14 protein-coding genes are annotated in these 14,843 nt (G+C 60.9%); 6 read left to right on the top strand and 8 right to left on the bottom strand.

What is annotated here, in order from left to right; translation table 11 throughout:
- Positions 1–321 precede the first annotated feature (321 nt).
- Positions 322–1,698, top strand: coding sequence for an L-serine ammonia-lyase (locus tag ACP7BX_RS07030; RefSeq protein ID WP_426130652.1), 1,377 nt, complete (start codon positions 322–324; stop codon positions 1,696–1,698).
- A 534-nt stretch (positions 1,699–2,232) separates the two neighbouring features.
- The gene (locus tag ACP7BX_RS07025) at positions 2,233–3,336 is read left to right on the top strand and encodes a GlxA family transcriptional regulator (RefSeq protein WP_005792167.1); all 1,104 of its coding nucleotides are present in this window, start codon (positions 2,233–2,235) and stop codon (positions 3,334–3,336) included.
- 156 nt (positions 3,337–3,492) lie between these two features.
- Here ACP7BX_RS07025 and ACP7BX_RS07020 read toward each other — a convergent pair whose 3' ends face one another.
- The 6 genes from ACP7BX_RS07020 to ACP7BX_RS06995 all read right to left on the bottom strand — a co-directional run bounded on the left by ACP7BX_RS07020 (position 3,493) and on the right by ACP7BX_RS06995 (position 8,607).
- A complete protein-coding gene (locus tag ACP7BX_RS07020; RefSeq protein WP_426130650.1) occupies positions 3,493–3,756 on the bottom strand; it encodes a hypothetical protein in 264 nt (87 codons plus the stop codon).
- A 286-nt stretch (positions 3,757–4,042) separates the two neighbouring features.
- Entirely contained in the window at positions 4,043–5,203 is a 1,161-nt protein-coding gene (locus ACP7BX_RS07015; protein WP_426130648.1) for a gamma-butyrobetaine dioxygenase, read from the bottom strand.
- A 9-nt stretch (positions 5,204–5,212) separates the two neighbouring features.
- Positions 5,213–5,692 (bottom strand): thioesterase family protein, encoded by a 480-nt coding sequence (locus ACP7BX_RS07010; protein ID WP_426130646.1) that lies wholly within the window; start codon positions 5,690–5,692, stop codon positions 5,213–5,215.
- A 13-nt stretch (positions 5,693–5,705) separates the two neighbouring features.
- Entirely contained in the window at positions 5,706–6,671 is a 966-nt protein-coding gene (locus tag ACP7BX_RS07005) for an L-carnitine dehydrogenase (protein WP_078050496.1), read from the bottom strand.
- A 30-nt stretch (positions 6,672–6,701) separates the two neighbouring features.
- The gene (locus tag ACP7BX_RS07000) at positions 6,702–7,589 is read right to left on the bottom strand and encodes a 3-keto-5-aminohexanoate cleavage protein (protein WP_426130643.1); all 888 of its coding nucleotides are present in this window, start codon (positions 7,587–7,589) and stop codon (positions 6,702–6,704) included.
- Between the two features lie 73 nt (positions 7,590–7,662).
- Positions 7,663–8,607 carry a choline ABC transporter substrate-binding protein gene (locus ACP7BX_RS06995; protein ID WP_033898036.1) on the bottom strand — a complete coding sequence of 315 codons (945 nt, stop codon included), beginning with the start codon at positions 8,605–8,607 and terminating at the stop codon, positions 7,663–7,665.
- Between the two features lie 193 nt (positions 8,608–8,800).
- Here ACP7BX_RS06995 and ACP7BX_RS06990 point away from each other — a divergent pair, with 193 nt between their 5' ends.
- The gene (locus ACP7BX_RS06990) at positions 8,801–9,745 is read left to right on the top strand and encodes a GlxA family transcriptional regulator (protein WP_426130641.1); all 945 of its coding nucleotides are present in this window, start codon (positions 8,801–8,803) and stop codon (positions 9,743–9,745) included.
- Positions 9,746–9,944: 199 nt separating this feature from the next.
- On the opposite strand, the gene ACP7BX_RS06985 is transcribed toward ACP7BX_RS06990, so the two are convergent.
- Together ACP7BX_RS06985 and ACP7BX_RS06980 are read right to left on the bottom strand one after the other, a co-directional pair.
- Positions 9,945–10,361, bottom strand: a complete 417-nt coding sequence (locus ACP7BX_RS06985; protein ID WP_314530288.1) for a DUF3010 family protein — start codon at positions 10,359–10,361, stop codon at positions 9,945–9,947.
- A 40-nt stretch (positions 10,362–10,401) separates the two neighbouring features.
- Entirely contained in the window at positions 10,402–10,803 is a 402-nt protein-coding gene (locus ACP7BX_RS06980) for a lysozyme inhibitor LprI family protein (RefSeq protein WP_314530291.1), read from the bottom strand.
- 219 nt (positions 10,804–11,022) lie between these two features.
- Between ACP7BX_RS06980 and ACP7BX_RS06975 the strand changes: the two genes are divergently transcribed.
- From ACP7BX_RS06975 to dgcA, 3 genes are all read left to right on the top strand, one after another.
- On the top strand, positions 11,023–12,000 hold the full coding sequence (locus tag ACP7BX_RS06975; RefSeq protein WP_005792153.1) for a dipeptidase: 978 nt from the start codon (positions 11,023–11,025) through the stop codon (positions 11,998–12,000).
- A 77-nt stretch (positions 12,001–12,077) separates the two neighbouring features.
- Positions 12,078–12,608 carry a DUF5943 domain-containing protein gene (locus ACP7BX_RS06970; protein WP_038848876.1) on the top strand — a complete coding sequence of 177 codons (531 nt, stop codon included), beginning with the start codon at positions 12,078–12,080 and terminating at the stop codon, positions 12,606–12,608.
- A gap of 15 nt (positions 12,609–12,623) precedes the next feature.
- Positions 12,624–14,684, top strand: a complete 2,061-nt coding sequence (gene dgcA / locus ACP7BX_RS06965; RefSeq protein WP_314530298.1) for a dimethylglycine demethylation protein DgcA — start codon at positions 12,624–12,626, stop codon at positions 14,682–14,684.
- Positions 14,685–14,843 lie beyond the last annotated feature (159 nt).

Below are 14,843 nucleotides of genomic sequence, written 5' to 3'. Positions count from 1 at the left end.
GCAAACGAGTCGAGACTGATCATGTACCAGTGAAAATCTGACGCCTACAGGGGGCGTCGTATCCAGTACAGGGATGGTCGTATCCAGTGTCGGTGACGTCGCTTACAGATTTTTCCAGAGGCGAAACTGCAGTTTTCGTCTATCTGCACCGCTAAAAACGGCCAAAACAGGTGATCGTACGCAAGCGACGCTGGTGAGCATGGTTACGTCGGTGTGAGACGCCGTGGCGGTCAGCAAAAGCTTGATGATGCCGCCATCTGGGCGATTTGAGCGTAGCAGCTCCTTGGTGCCCGGTTTGCTCACCTGCGGAGTTCCACGGCAATGGCTATCAGTGTTTTCGACCTGTTCAAGATCGGCATCGGGCCTTCGAGTTCTCACACCGTCGGCCCCATGCGCGCCGCGGCGTTGTTCGTTCAAGGCTTGCGTGAACGTGAACTGTTGGAACAAGTGCGGCGCGTCGAAGTTCAGCTCTACGGCTCCTTGTCCGCCACCGGCATTGGCCACGGCAGCGACACCGCGACCATCATGGGGCTGATGGGCGAGTGGCCGGACGCGATCGATCCATCGCAAATCGGCCTGCGCATTCACACCCTGCGTGAGACCGACACCTTGCTGCTGGACGGGCGTTTGCCGGTGCCCTTCGTCTGGGGGCGGGACATGCGTCTGCTCGACGAAAACCTGCCGTTCCACCCCAACGCCATGACGCTGGTGGTGTACGGCGACAGCGCTGAACTGCACCGCGACACCTACTATTCGGTGGGCGGCGGTTTCGTAGTGGATGAAGCCCAGGCGCAAAGCGGCGTGGCCGATATGGACCGCACGGAGTTGCCTTACGATTTTTCCAGCGCGGTCGAGCTGTTGCAGTTGTGCAAGACCCACAACCTGCGCGTGGCCGAGTTGATGCTGGCCAACGAAAAGGTCTGGCGCTCCGAAGAAGAAATCCGCAGTGGCCTGATGAAACTCTGGCGCGCCATGCAGGATTGCGTGGAGCAAGGCCTCAAGCACGAAGGCATCCTGCCTGGCGGTTTGAACGTGCGCCGGCGTGCGGCCAAGTTGCACCGCAGCTTGCAGGAACTGGGCAAGCCCAATGTGATCGGTTCGACCTTGAGCGCCATGGAATGGGTCAACCTGTTCGCCCTGGCGGTCAATGAAGAAAACGCAGCGGGTGGACGCATGGTCACCGCACCCACCAACGGCGCGGCGGGGATTATCCCGGCGGTGTTGCACTACTTCATGAAGTTCAGCGAGGAAGTGACTGAAGCCAACGTCGTCGACTACCTGCTGGGTGCGGCGGCGGTGGGGATCCTGTGCAAGAAGAACGCCTCAATCTCCGGTGCCGAAGTCGGTTGCCAGGGCGAAGTCGGTTCGGCCTGCGCCATGGCCGCCGCCGGCTTGGCCGAGATCCTCGGCGCTACGCCGGAGCAACTGTGCAACGCCGCCGAGATCGGCTTGGAGCATAACCTGGGCCTTACCTGCGACCCCGTGGGTGGGCTGGTACAAGTGCCGTGCATCGAGCGCAATGCGATTGCGGCGGTGAAGGCGATCAACGCCGCGCAGATGGCGCTGCGTGGTGATGGCCAGCACTTTATCTCCCTGGACCGGGTGATCCGCACCATGCGCGATACCGGGGCGGATATGCATGACAAATACAAAGAGACATCGCGGGGTGGGTTGGCGGTGAGTGCTGTGGAGTGTTGATGGTTTTGTAGTGAGCGGGCTTGCCCCGCGCTGGGTGGCGAAGCCGCCCCAAAATCAGGCGACTTGTTATTAGCTGACACTATGTGGTGCCTTTATTGGGGCGGCTTCGCCACCCAGCGCGGGGCAAGCCCGCTCACTACAAGTGAACACCCGGATCCAAAAGCGCCACCTTTTAGCGCGTCGCAAACAGATAAGTAGCTACCGAACGATTTACCGCCCGACTCGCTGTCACCCGTGCTTGGGGTGACAGACTTCTCCCACACCCGCAAAGCGCCTTCCCACAAGTGCTACCGATCTGCTCACGCCTCGTGGGCAGACTCGTTCCTACAGCCGATTCCGGCTATATCCGTACTCGCGGCGCGGGCTTGTTTAGACACGTCATCAGGTCGTTTTTAGGAGTTATTGGACGGCCATTCAATTTTAGGCATGGCATTTGCTCTATCAATTCAAAGCCTCTCTCCTGGCTGGATGAAGAGCGCAATAACAAGAGCCTCGCCTGAGGCCATCACCCGCTTTGTGTGAGGAGATACCGCGATGACGTCGTTCAACTCCGGGGCCCAACCCCAGAACCGTGCGCCTCAATCCATCGGCTTTTTGCTGCTGGACAATTTCACGCTGATTTCCCTGGCCTCCGCAGTCGAACCCCTGCGCATGGCCAACCAGCTCTCCGGTCGTGAGCTGTATCGCTGGACGACCTTGAGTGTCGACGGAAACCAGGTGTGGGCCAGCGACGGTCTGCAAATCACCCCCGATGCTTCCATGCACAAAGCCCCAGCCCTGGACACCGTGATCGTGTGCGGCGGCGTGGGTATCCAACGTACTGTGACCCGTGAACATGTGTCGTGGCTGCAAAGCCAGGCGCGCCAATCGCGCCGCTTGGGCGCTGTCTGCACCGGCAGTTGGGCACTGGCCTGCGCCGGTTTGCTCGATGGGTTTGATTGCAGCGTGCACTGGGAATGCCTGGCCTCGATGCAGGAAGCCTTCCCCCGCGTGGCCATGAGCACACGCCTGTTCACCCTCGACCGCAACCGCTTCACCAGCTCCGGCGGCACCGCGCCACTGGACATGATGCTGCACCTGATCAGCCGCGATCACGGTCGTGAACTGTCGGCCGCCATTTCCGAGATGTTCGTGTACGAACGCATCCGCAACGAACAGGATCACCAGCGTGTGCCGCTCAAGCACATGCTCGGCACCAACCAGCCGAAGCTGCAGGAAATCGTCGCGCTGATGGAAGCCAACCTGGAAGAGCCGATCGACCTGGACGAACTCGCGGTATACGTCGCCGTGTCCCGTCGCCAGCTGGAGCGGCTGTTCCAGAAATACCTGCACTGTTCGCCGTCGCGCTACTACCTCAAGCTGCGCCTGATCCGCGCACGGCAGTTGCTCAAGCAAACGCCGATGTCGATCATCGAAGTGGCGTCGGTGTGCGGGTTTGTCTCCACGCCGCACTTCTCCAAGTGCTACCGCGAATACTTCGGCATTCCGCCACGGGATGAGCGTGTGGGTTCCAACACCACCCAGCAAGTGGCGATGATGCCGATTCCGCAGGCGTTGGTGTTGTCACCGTTGTCGGGGCCGATGTCGGCGTTGAGTCAGGCGCGTAATGAATCAACGTTTGCCAGCGTAAGGCTCTAGACCCTGTGGGAGCAGGCTTGTTGTGGTTATGGTTGTGGCGAGCGGGCTTGCCCCGCGTTGGAGTGCGAAGCGCTCCCAAGATTTTGGGGCCGCTGCGCAGCCCAACGCGGGGCAAGCCCGCTCGCCACAACAAGCCCGCTCACCACAGTGATCTATTCAGGCGCCAGAGTTCTGCCTGAACTGCACCAACGCCGGCAATAGCTGCTTATCGATCGCCTGCCGCACCGCCGGCAGGATCGTCGCACTGCCGGTGTACATTTGCTCAACCATCCCTTTGAGCGCCTTGGCCCGCGCCTCGCTCAACCCACGCACCGCACACTCGCAGGCCTGCTCGGCGGTGGCGCCGCTGGACACTTCAAAACCCAGTGAGCGCAGTTGGCCCAGCAGGTCATCCTGGTCAATCAAATCCGCGTGCATCATGACGTTTATCCTGGTGAAGGGAACGGGGTTTGACCTCGATTCTGGTAGCCGCCCAAGCGGTCGGCAAGGCCAGATTGCACGAATGCCTCAGATGGCTACGAGCATGTCGTTTTCGGGCCATTTACCGAACGCATTAATGGGCACACTGAACCCAAGCACTCAGCTTGAAGGTTTGGTCACCCTCAGGATGTCACGCTCACACAAGGCACTCTGCCCCGATTCAGTCACGGCTGGATCGGGGCTTTTTTTGTGGGAGCGGGCTTGCTCGCGAAGGGCGCGCCACGGTCTACCGTTGCAACACCAAAATGCGCGAGAGCAACTCATCTCGATCAATGTAGCAACCCTGGAAGTGCCGCGCCCCGGAAGTGGGGTCAAATGCATTACGCGCATGCAAGGTGCGGCGGTTGTCGAAGCACCACAGTTCCCCCGGATTCAGGCGCTTGACCACACGAAAGCGATCCTCCCGCGTCATGGCGATAAAACGTCGATACGCGCGATACAGCAATGGCATCTGCGCAACGCTGGCCTCAAACGGCCCACGCAAAAAGTTGGCCATGCGAATCTCCGCCACATCCCCCAACGCATCCAGCGCAATGATCGGCGCCAGGCGGCGATAGTCGCTGTGCCGGTCCTTGTTGCGAAACTCCACCGGGATCTCACACAGTGCCCGGAACGCTTCGGGATCTTCTGTACGCAAGGCGCTGGCGATGGCAAACCCGTCGACAAAAATGCTCTCGCCACCGTTGGCATCGTTCACCAGGCAATGCAGGAATTGCAGGCCCGGTTGCAGCTCCCGCGTGGGCAGATCGGTGTGCAAGGGCAGGTTGAAAGCGGTGTAGGCATTGCTGTCGGCATCGGCCTTGGATTGCACATTGAACAGCACGCCGAAGTTGCTCTCGCGGATGAAGGCAATGCGCTTGGCGATCAGCGCCAGGGAGCCGGGCTCGGTTGGGACGCCCCGGATTTGCGTCAGGCCTGAATCGCGCAGCGCCAGCAACCATTGCAGTAGCGTGTTCGGGTCTTCCATGACCGCCGAGTAGTCGAACACCGGCAGTTGGAAGTGACTGTCCCACAGCTGCGGCGTGGGCTTTGCCGCACGGCGTTCGGCACGGGATTCATCGTCGTAGGCATGGGCCCGCAGCCAGCCGGGATCGTACTGGCTGCGGTGGCCGCCGTTCCATTCCACCCACAGATTGCCTTGATCAAGACGGGCCGAGGCAGCCCTGAGATTGGCGTCCACGTCGACAATCTCCAGCACTTGTTCGCGGGTCACGCTGTACACGCATTCTGCACAGGGGCAGTTGTCCCGCAGCCATTGATGATGAAACGGGCTGACCCGCCCATCGGCCCAATGCACGAGGATTTGATCTTCCAGCACCCGCACGTCCGCGATGTCGCAGATCTTCGGGTAGGTACGGAAATCGGCGACAGCGGCGGCGGTTTGCATGGTGGCTCCTTATTGCTTCTTGGGGGGCAGTCCAATCACTCGGCCGAGCAGGGCGGGGCGCGGCAGGTCAGCCTGTTCCGCACTGATCGCCGTCAGTTTTTCCAGCGTGGCCTTGGTGAACGGCGCCGAATTCGGGCCGGCCAGATCAACGTGCAGCAGCATCTGCTCGTTGCCCGCCAGCTCCTTTTCATCGCCCACTAGATGCACGCTGTGATAGAGGTGCAGGCGCTTGGCATCAAAGGCGATCAGTTGGGTATGCACCTCCACGTCGGCGCCCAGTTTCACTTCGTGCAGGTAGTTGAGGTGCAGCTCCAGGGTGAACAGTGAATGGCCGCTGGCTTCGCGGTTTTCACTGTCCAGGCCGAGGGTGTCCATCAGCGCGTCGGTGGCGTAGCTGAAGATCAGCAGGTAGAACGCGTCGCGCAGGTGGCCGTTGTAGTCCACCCAGTCGGGGTGGACCTGGGTGGTGTAGGTGGTGAGTGCGGGCATGTCAGGGGTTCCGTTATTCGGCGAACGTCATGCCGTGCTTGGCTTTGGTGGTCTTCACCGCTTCCAGCACCGCCAGCAGGCAATCATCACGATAGCGCTCCAGCGCCGAAATGCTGTGTTTGCCCAGTTGATCGCTGGTGCCGTCGACCACATCGTCGATCAGCTTGTCGGTCAGCTCCGGCGCCGGCAGGTAGGTCCACGGCAACTGCAGCGCCGGGCCGAACTGCGCCATGAAGTGGCGCATGCCGGCGTCGCCGCCGGCCAGGGTGTAGGTCAGGAAGGTGCCCATGAACGACCAGCGCAAGCCCGCGCCAAAGCGGATCGCGTCGTCGATTTCGCCGGTGGTGGCGACGCCGTCATTGACCAGGTGCAGGGCCTCACGCCACAGCGCTTCAAGCAGACGGTCGGCGATAAAGCCCGGGACTTCCTTGCGCACGTGCAGGGGGCGCATGCCGAGGGATTCATACACCTTGATTGCGGCTTGAACGGCTTCCGGCGCGGTATTTTTACCGCCGACCACTTCCACCAGCGGCAGCAGGTAAACCGGGTTGAACGGATGGCCGACCACGCAGCGCTCAGGGTGGGTCGAGCCCTCGTAGAATTCGCTTGGCAACAGGCCGGACGTGCTCGACCCAATCAACGCATTCGGCTTGGCCGCAGCGCTGATCTTGCTGTGCAGGTCGAGTTTCAGTTCCAGGCGTTCCGGGGCGCTTTCCTGGATGAAGTCGGCGTCTTTCACACACTCTTCAATGGTGGCGACAAAGCGCAGGCGGTCCTGGGACGCGCCCGGCGCCAGGCCTTGTTTTTCCAAGGCGCCCCAGGCGTTGGCAACCCGTTTGCGCAGTGCGGCTTCGGCACCGGGCGCCGGGTCCCAGGCGACCACATCCAGGCCATGGGCCAGGGCGCGGGACACCCAGCCGCTGCCGATGACACCGCTGCCGAGGGCGGCGAAGGTTTTGATTTCGGTGATAAAGCTCATGGCAAATTCCTAAAAAAGTGGTGGCTACGATCAACCGCGCTTGGTCAAACCCATCTTGATTCGTCCTTCAGCCGGGGTCATGACCCGTGAACCCAGGCGGCTGAGGATTTCACTGGCGCGCTCCACCAACTGGCCGTTGGTGGCGAGCACGCCTTTGTCCAGCCACAGGTTGTCTTCCAGGCCAACCCGCACGTTGCCGCCCAGCAGCACCGCTTGCGCCGCCATCGGCATTTGCATGCGGCCGATGCCAAAGCCCGCCCATACCGCGTCGGCGGGCAGGTTGTCGACCATGGCTTTCATGGTGGTGGTGTCTGCCGGTGCGCCCCATGGGATGCCCAGGCACAGTTGGAACAGTGGGTTGTCGAGCAGGCCTTCCTTGATCATCTGCTTGGCGAACCACAGGTGACCGGTGTCGAAGATTTCCAGCTCAGGCTTAACGCCCAGTTCCTGGATGCGTTTGGCGCCGGCCCGCAGTTGCGCCGGGGTGGAGACGTAAATGGTGTCGCCATCGCCAAAGTTCAGGGTGCCGCAGTCCAGGGTGCAGATTTCCGGCAGCAGCTCTTCGACGTGAGCCAGGCGGGTCAACGGGCCGACCAGGTCGGTGTTGGGGCCGAACTCCATTGGATTCTCGCCGCCGCCGATCTCCAGGTCGCCGCCCATGCCGGCGGTGAGGTTGACGATAATGTCGATGTCGGCCTCGCGAATGCGCTCCATCACTTCGCGGTACAGGGCGACGTCGCGGCTGAACTTGCCGGTTTCAGGATCACGCACATGGCAGTGCACAACGGTGGCGCCGGCCTTGGCAGCTTCCACGGCGGCGGCGGCGATTTGTTTGGGGGTGACCGGCACGTGTGGGCTGCGGCTGGTCGTGTCGCCAGCACCGGTGAGTGCGCAGGTGATGATGACGTCGTGGTTCATTAGGCGGTTCCTTACAGGCGTGGTGGTGCCGTTCGCAGCCCGGTTGAGCTGCGAAACGGTGGTTCAGAAAAAGTTATTGGCTGGTCAGTTGCAGGTTGGTCGCCGCCGGCTTGCCGTCGAAGGTCGTCACACCTTCCAGCCAGCGCGCCTGGTCTTGCGGGTGATCCTTGAGCCACTGCTTGGCGGACTCGATGGCGTCCTTGTGATCCAGCAACGGCTGCATCATCCGGCTCTCGTCGGCGGCGGTGAAGGTGAGATTGGTCAGCAGTTTGTGCACGTTCGGGCACTGCTCGGCGTAGTTCGGCGCGGTGACGCTCCACACGGTGGCCATGCCTTCGTTCGGGCCCAGGGCGTCGTCGCTGCCGGTGAGGTAGGTCATGGCGACGTTGACGTTCATCGGGTGCGGCGCCCAGCCAAAGAACACCACGGCTTCCTTGCGGCGCACCGCGCGGTCGACGGCGGCGAGCATGCCGGCTTCACTGGACTCGACCAGCTGGAACTTGCCCAGGCCGAACTGGTTCTTGGCGATCATTGCCTTGATCTGGGTGTTGGCGCCCGAGCCTGGCTCAATGCCGTAGATCTTGCCGCCCAGTTCTTTTTCGAACTTGGCGATGTCGGCGAAGGTTTTCAGGCCCTTGTCCGCCAGGTAAGTCGGCACGGCGAGGGTGGCGCGCGCGTCTTCGAGGCTGGGTTTGTCGAGGACCTTGACTTGCTTGGCGTCGACGAACGGCGTGATGGTCTGGGTCATCAGCGGGTTCCAGTAGCCCAGGAACAAATCCAGGCGCTGGTCGCGGATGCCGGCGAAGATGATTTGCTGGGAGGCGCTGGTCTGTTTGGTCTTGTAGCCGAGGCCGTCGAGCAACACTTGGGTCATGGCGCTGGTGGCGATTACATCGGTCCAGTTCACCACGCCCATGCGCACGTTCTGGCAAGATGCCGCGTCGGCAGCCAGTACGTTCGTGCTCAAGATGGCGCTGGCGCTGAGTGCAAGCACACAGCGGCTGATCAGTCGGTTCATGGTGGATCCCTCGGCAGGTCGTTATTGTGGGGTCCGGCGTCTTTGTGCGCCGTGGGATCAAGTTACGCAGCTTGAGGGCCTATAAAACGCACGGCGGCGACCAGCTCTTGCACTGCAGCGACCTGCCCCCTTGAATCCACCCGAGAACGGGAGTATCACAGTGCCACGCTGCCCGTCCGACGAGAGCGCCACCATGTCCCAGGATTTCTACTTTCTGCTGATGCCGGGCTTTTCGGCCATCGGCTTTATCTCCGCGCTGGAACCGTTGCGGGTGGCTAACCGCTTTCGTGGCGAGTTGTACCGCTGGCATGTGTTGAGTGCCGATGGCGGCGCGGTGCTGGCGAGCAATGGCATGTCGGTCAACGCCGACGCCGCGCTGGAACTGTTGAAAAAAGGCGCGACCTTGCTGGTGGTGGCCGGCTTCGAACCGCTGCAATTCGCCACCCCCGCGCTGGAACACTGGCTGCGCCGCCTCGACCACGACGGCGTGACCCTCGGCGCCATCGACACCGGCGCCTGCGTCCTCGCCGAAGCCGGCCTGCTCGACGGCCACCGCCTGACCCTGCACTGGGAAGCCATCGACGCGTTCAAGGAATCTTATCCACAGCTCACCGTGACCCAGGAGCTGTTCGAGATTGATCGCCGCCGCATCACCTGCGCTGGCGGTACGGCCTCCATCGACCTGATGCTCGACCTGATCGCCCAGGCCCACGGCCCCGAACTGGCGATCCAGGTCTCCGAGCAATTCGTGCTTGGCCGCATCCGCCCACGCAAAGACCACCAGCGCATGCAGATCGCCACGCGCTACGGCATCAACAACAAGAAGTTGGTGCAAGTGATCGGCGAGATGGAGCAGCACACCGAGCCGCCCCTGAGCACATTGGCGCTGGCCGAAGCGATCAAAGTGACGCGTCGCCAACTGGAGCGCCTGTTCCGCCTGCACCTGAACGACACCCCCAGCAACTTCTACCTCGGCCTGCGCCTGGAGAAAGCCCGGCAACTGCTGCGCCAGAGCGACATGAGTGTGCTGGAAGTGAGCATTGCCTGTGGGTTTGAGTCGCCGTCGTATTTCACCCGCAGTTATCGGGCACGGTTTGCGAAGTGCCCGAGGGAGGATCGGCGAAGGGAAGTGGTTTGATCGTTTTTTAGCCAATTATAGTGGCGACTATAAATTATAGTTGCCGCCATAATTGGGTATAAAACTCAATTTAAGAGCTGCACAAAGTCCAATGTGGGAGCGGGCTTGCTCGCGAAAGCGGAGGGTCAGTTTCAGATGTGCTCACTGACACACCGCTTTCGCGAGCAAGCCCGCTCCCACACTGAGTCTTCGGGGTGGCTTATTTTTTTAGCAGGGCTGAACAGGCGGCTTTGTAGGCTTCATGCTGGTATTTGTTCAGGCTGGCCGGCAGTTCAAAGTTGTGCTTCTTGTTCTGCGCATTGATGGTTTGCGGCGACAACAACGTCACCTCCACACCGTCGAGCAACTGAAACACGCCCTCAATCTTGAATGTGGTCGGCCCACCGGCAAATTCACCCTTCTTGCTGCGCTTCTTGATTGCGATTTGTTCGATGCCGTTGGCCTGCACAAACGCTTTCACCTGGGCGGCGAAGGCTTTGACGTTGGCCGCTTCCTCATCGTCGTCCAGGGCGATTTTCTTGGTCGCCAGGGCGACATGGCTCAACGCCTGATTGTCCAGGGAGGCGACAGCGATGATGGCTTCGCTGCCTTTGATTTCGATGCCGCAAATAGTCATGAATAGCCTTGGTTCAGAGAAAAGTGGCGGTGATTGTCGTTTATTCCTGCCCAATCGACTCTAAAAACTCCGACCGCTCATCGCTCATCCGTGCCAGGCAGTCATTCTGCGCAATCGCATACGCCTTGGTGCCGTTGACTGCCGGGAAGGTGTCCACGGCGCAATCAGCATCCCGTAACTTTTCCCACTTCTGCTGGGCATCCTTCAGACGAGCGGTAATGTCCGCCAGCTTGGTCTTGTCGTTGCCATAGGTCGAAGTCATGCGTTCCAGCAGACCTTGATAGTTGTCTTTGAGCAGTTGTTCGGCGGTGGTTTTGTTGTAGGAGGCGCATTCCAGGGTTTGCTTGTCGTTTTCGATGCCGTCGCACGGCGTGCTGTCGGTGTCTTCGGCCGCGTGGACGCCGGTTGCGATGAGTGCCAAAGCCAGGAAAATCGATTTCATTGCGCCGTCTCGTATCAGGTGATGCGGGAATTCTGGCTCAAGCGTAAGACAAAGAACAGCCGCCAGTCAGACCTCTCATAACAGCCTTTGTCGCGGATTGACGCTTTCGGCAATTCCCCTGTCGTTTTTGCACCCGGCTCTGTCGGCCCCTGGGCATATGCTGGCCCCAAAGCGCCGGCAGACGATTCGGCGCATGAATCGCCAATAAGGGGACGCCTGATGAGCCCAGCCGAATTGCACGCCGACAGCATCGTTATCGACGGGCTGATTATTGCCAAGTGGAACCGCGACCTGTTCGAGGACATGCGCAAAGGCGGCCTCACCGCTGCCAACTGCACCGTGTCGGTGTGGGAAGGGTTCCAGGCCACCATCAACAATATCGTGGCCAGCCAGACCCTGATCCGTGAAAACAGCGACCTGGTGATCCCGGTGAAAACCACCGCCGACATCCGCCGCGCCAAGGAGCAGGGCAAGACCGGCATCATCTTCGGCTTCCAGAACGCCCATGCCTTCGAAGACCAGCTTGGCTATGTCGAGATCTTCAAGCAGCTCGGCGTCGGTGTGGTGCAGATGTGCTACAACACCCAGAACCTGGTCGGCACCGGTTGCTACGAGCGTGATGGTGGCCTGTCGGGTTTCGGCCGTGAAATCGTCGCTGAGATGAACCGCGTCGGCATCATGTGCGACCTGTCCCACGTCGGCTCCAAGACTTCCGAAGAAGTCATCCTCGAATCGAAAAAACCGGTGTGCTACTCCCACTGCCTGCCGTCCGGGCTCAAAGAGCACCCGCGCAACAAGTCCGATGAAGAACTCAAGTTCATTGCCGACCACGGTGGTTTTGTCGGCGTGACCATGTTCGCGCCGTTCCTGGCCAAAGGCATCGATTCGACCATCGACGACTATGCCGAAGCCATTGAATACACCATGAATATCGTTGGCGAAGACGCCATCGGCATCGGCACCGACTTCACCCAGGGGCATGGCCAGGATTTCTTTGAAATGCTGACCCATGACAAGGGCTACGCCCGCCGCCTGACCAGCTTCGGCAAGATCATCAACCCGCTGGGCATCCGCACCGTGGGCGAATTCCCCAACCTCACCGAGACCCTGCTCAAGCGCGGCCACCCTGAGCGCGTGGTACGCAAGATCATGGGCGAAAACTGGGTCAACGTCCTCAAGGACGTCTGGGGCGAATAAGCCACCGCCAACGCATCTTTTCCCCCGGCCATTCGCGCCGGGGGCATCAACAAGAATTTTTCTGGAGTTAAGTTTCCATGGCCAAGATCGCCCCGCAATTGCCTATCGAAGTCGACAGCGAAACCGGTGTCTGGACCTCCGACGCCCTGCCGATGCTGTACGTGCCGCGCCATTTCTTCGTCAACAACCACATCGGCATCGAAGAAGTGCTGGGCGCCGATGCCTACGCCGAAATCCTCTACAAGGCCGGCTACAAATCCGCCTGGCACTGGTGCGAGAAAGAAGCCGAATGCCACGGTCTGGAAGGCGTCGCGGTGTTCGAGCACTACATGAAGCGCCTGTCGCAACGCGGCTGGGGCCTGTTCAAGATCCAAGACATCGACCTCGACAAAGGCACCTGCAGCGTCAAGCTGGAACACTCCGCGTTTGTGTACGTGTACGGCAAGGTCGGGCGCAAGGTCGACTACATGTTCACTGGCTGGTTTGCCGGCGCCATGGACCAGATTCTTGAGGCGCGTGGCAGCAAGATTCGCACTGTTGCAGAGCAAGTCTACGGAGGCTCCGAAGAGGGCCACGATGACGGCCTGTTCACCGTCAAGCCGTTGTAAGCCGAGGACCGTGCCATGGCTTTCGAAGCAATGTTCCAGCCGATCCAGATCGGCAAACTGACCATCCGCAACCGCGTGCTCAGTACTGCCCACGCCGAGGTCTACGCGACCGACGGCGGCATGACCACCGACCGCTATGTGAAGTACTACGAAGAGAAGGCCAAGGGCGGTATCGGCCTGGCGATCTGCGGCGGTTCCTCGGTTGTGGCTATCGACAGCCCGCAGGAATGGTGGAGTTCGGTCAACCTGTCCACCGACCGCATCATCCCACACTTCCAGAACCTGGCCGACGCCATGCACAAGCATGGCGCCAAAATCATGATCCAGATTACCCACATGGGCCGTCGCTCACGTTGGGACGGCTTCAACTGGCCGACCTTGATGTCGCCGTCCGGCGTACGTGAGCCGGTGCACCGCGCGACCTGCAAGACCATCGAGCCGGAAGAAATCTGGCGCGTGATCGGCAACTACGCTAGCGCCGCCAAACGCGCCAAGGCCGGCGGCCTGGACGGTGTGGAACTGTCTGCGGTGCACCAGCACATGATCGACCAGTTCTGGAGCCCACGGGTCAACAAGCGTACTGACGAGTGGGGCGGCAGCTTTGAAGGTCGTATGAAGTTCGGCCTGGAAGTATTGAAAGCCGTGCGCGCCGAAGTGGGAGATGACTTCTGCGTGGGCATGCGCCTGTGCGGTGACGAGTTCCACCCGGACGGCCTGTCCCATGAGGACATGAAGCAGATCGCCAAGTACTACGATGACACCGGCATGCTGGACTTCATCGGCGTGGTGGGCTCGGGTTGCGACACGCACAACACCCTGGCCAACGTGATCCCCAACATGAGCTACCCGCCGGAGCCGTTCCTGCACTTGGCGGCCGGTATCAAGGAAGTGGTCAAGGTCCCGGTGCTGCACGCGCAGAACATCAAGGACCCGAACCAGGCCACGCGCATCCTCGAAGGCGGTTATGTGGACATGGTCGGCATGACCCGTGCGCACATCGCCGACCCGCACCTGATCGCCAAGATCAAGATGGGCCAGATCGACCAGATCAAGCAGTGCGTCGGCGCCAACTACTGCATCGACCGCCAGTACCAGGGCCTGGATGTGTTGTGCATCCAGAACGCCGCGACCTCCCGTGAATACATGGGTGTGCCGCACATCATCGAAAAAACCACCGGCGTCAAACGCAAGGTTGTGGTGGTCGGTGCCGGCCCGGCCGGGATGGAAGCTGCACGCGTAGCGGCCGAGCGCGGCCATGATGTGACCCTGTTCGAAAAGAAAGAGTTTATTGGTGGGCAGATCACCACGGCGTCCAAGGCGCCGCAGCGTGACCAGATCGCCGGTATCACCCGTTGGTACCAACTGGAGCTGGCGCGGTTGAAGGTCGACCTGCGTCTGGGCGTGGCCGCTGATGCCGACACTATCCTGGACGTGCGTCCGGACGTAGTGGTGCTGGCGGTGGGCGGACATCCGAACGTGGAACAGAACGAACACTGGGGCGCGGCCGAAGGCCTGGTGGTGAGCAGTTGGGACGTGCTCGACGGCAAAGTCGCGCCGGGCAAGAACGTGCTGGTATACGACACCATCTGCGAATTCACCGGCATGTCGGTGGCGGATTTCCTCGCGGACAAGGGCAGCCAGGTCGAGATCGTCACCGACGACATCAAACCGGGCGTGGCCATCGGCGGTACGTCGTTCCCGACCTACTACCGCAGCATGTACCCGAAAGAAGTGATCATGACCGGCGACATGATGCTGGAAAAGGTCTACCGCGAAGGCGACAAGCTGGTGGCGGTGCTGGAGAACGAATACACCGGCGCCAAAGAGGAGCGGGTGGTGGACCAGGTGGTTGTCGAAAACGGCGTGCGCCCGGACGAAGCCATCTACTACGCACTCAAGGAAGGCTCGCGCAACAAGGGGCAGATCGACGTCGAAGCCTTGTTCGCGATCAAGCCGCAGCCGTGCCTGAGCGAGTCGGGTGATGGGTACTTGCTGTTCCGTATCGGTGACTGTGTGGCACAGCGTAATACCCACGCTGCGATCTATGACGCCCTGCGCTTGTGCAAGGATTTCTGACCCAGCCTTGAACCAATGTGTACTCGGTCAAAAATGTGGGAGCGGGCTTGCTCGCGAACGCGGGGGATCAGCCACCGAATGCGTCAGCTGACACACCGCATTCGCGAGCAAGCCCGCTCCCACATTTGGGGCCAGTTTCACAGTAGACCTGTGTGGTCT

It is taken from the genome of Pseudomonas sp. DWP3-1-3b3, from assembly GCF_049896305.1.
Lineage (GTDB): Bacteria > Pseudomonadota > Gammaproteobacteria > Pseudomonadales > Pseudomonadaceae > Aquipseudomonas > Aquipseudomonas azotoformans_A.
Note: the sequence above shows the minus strand (reverse complement) of the source record. Positions and strands in the feature narration are given on the sequence as shown.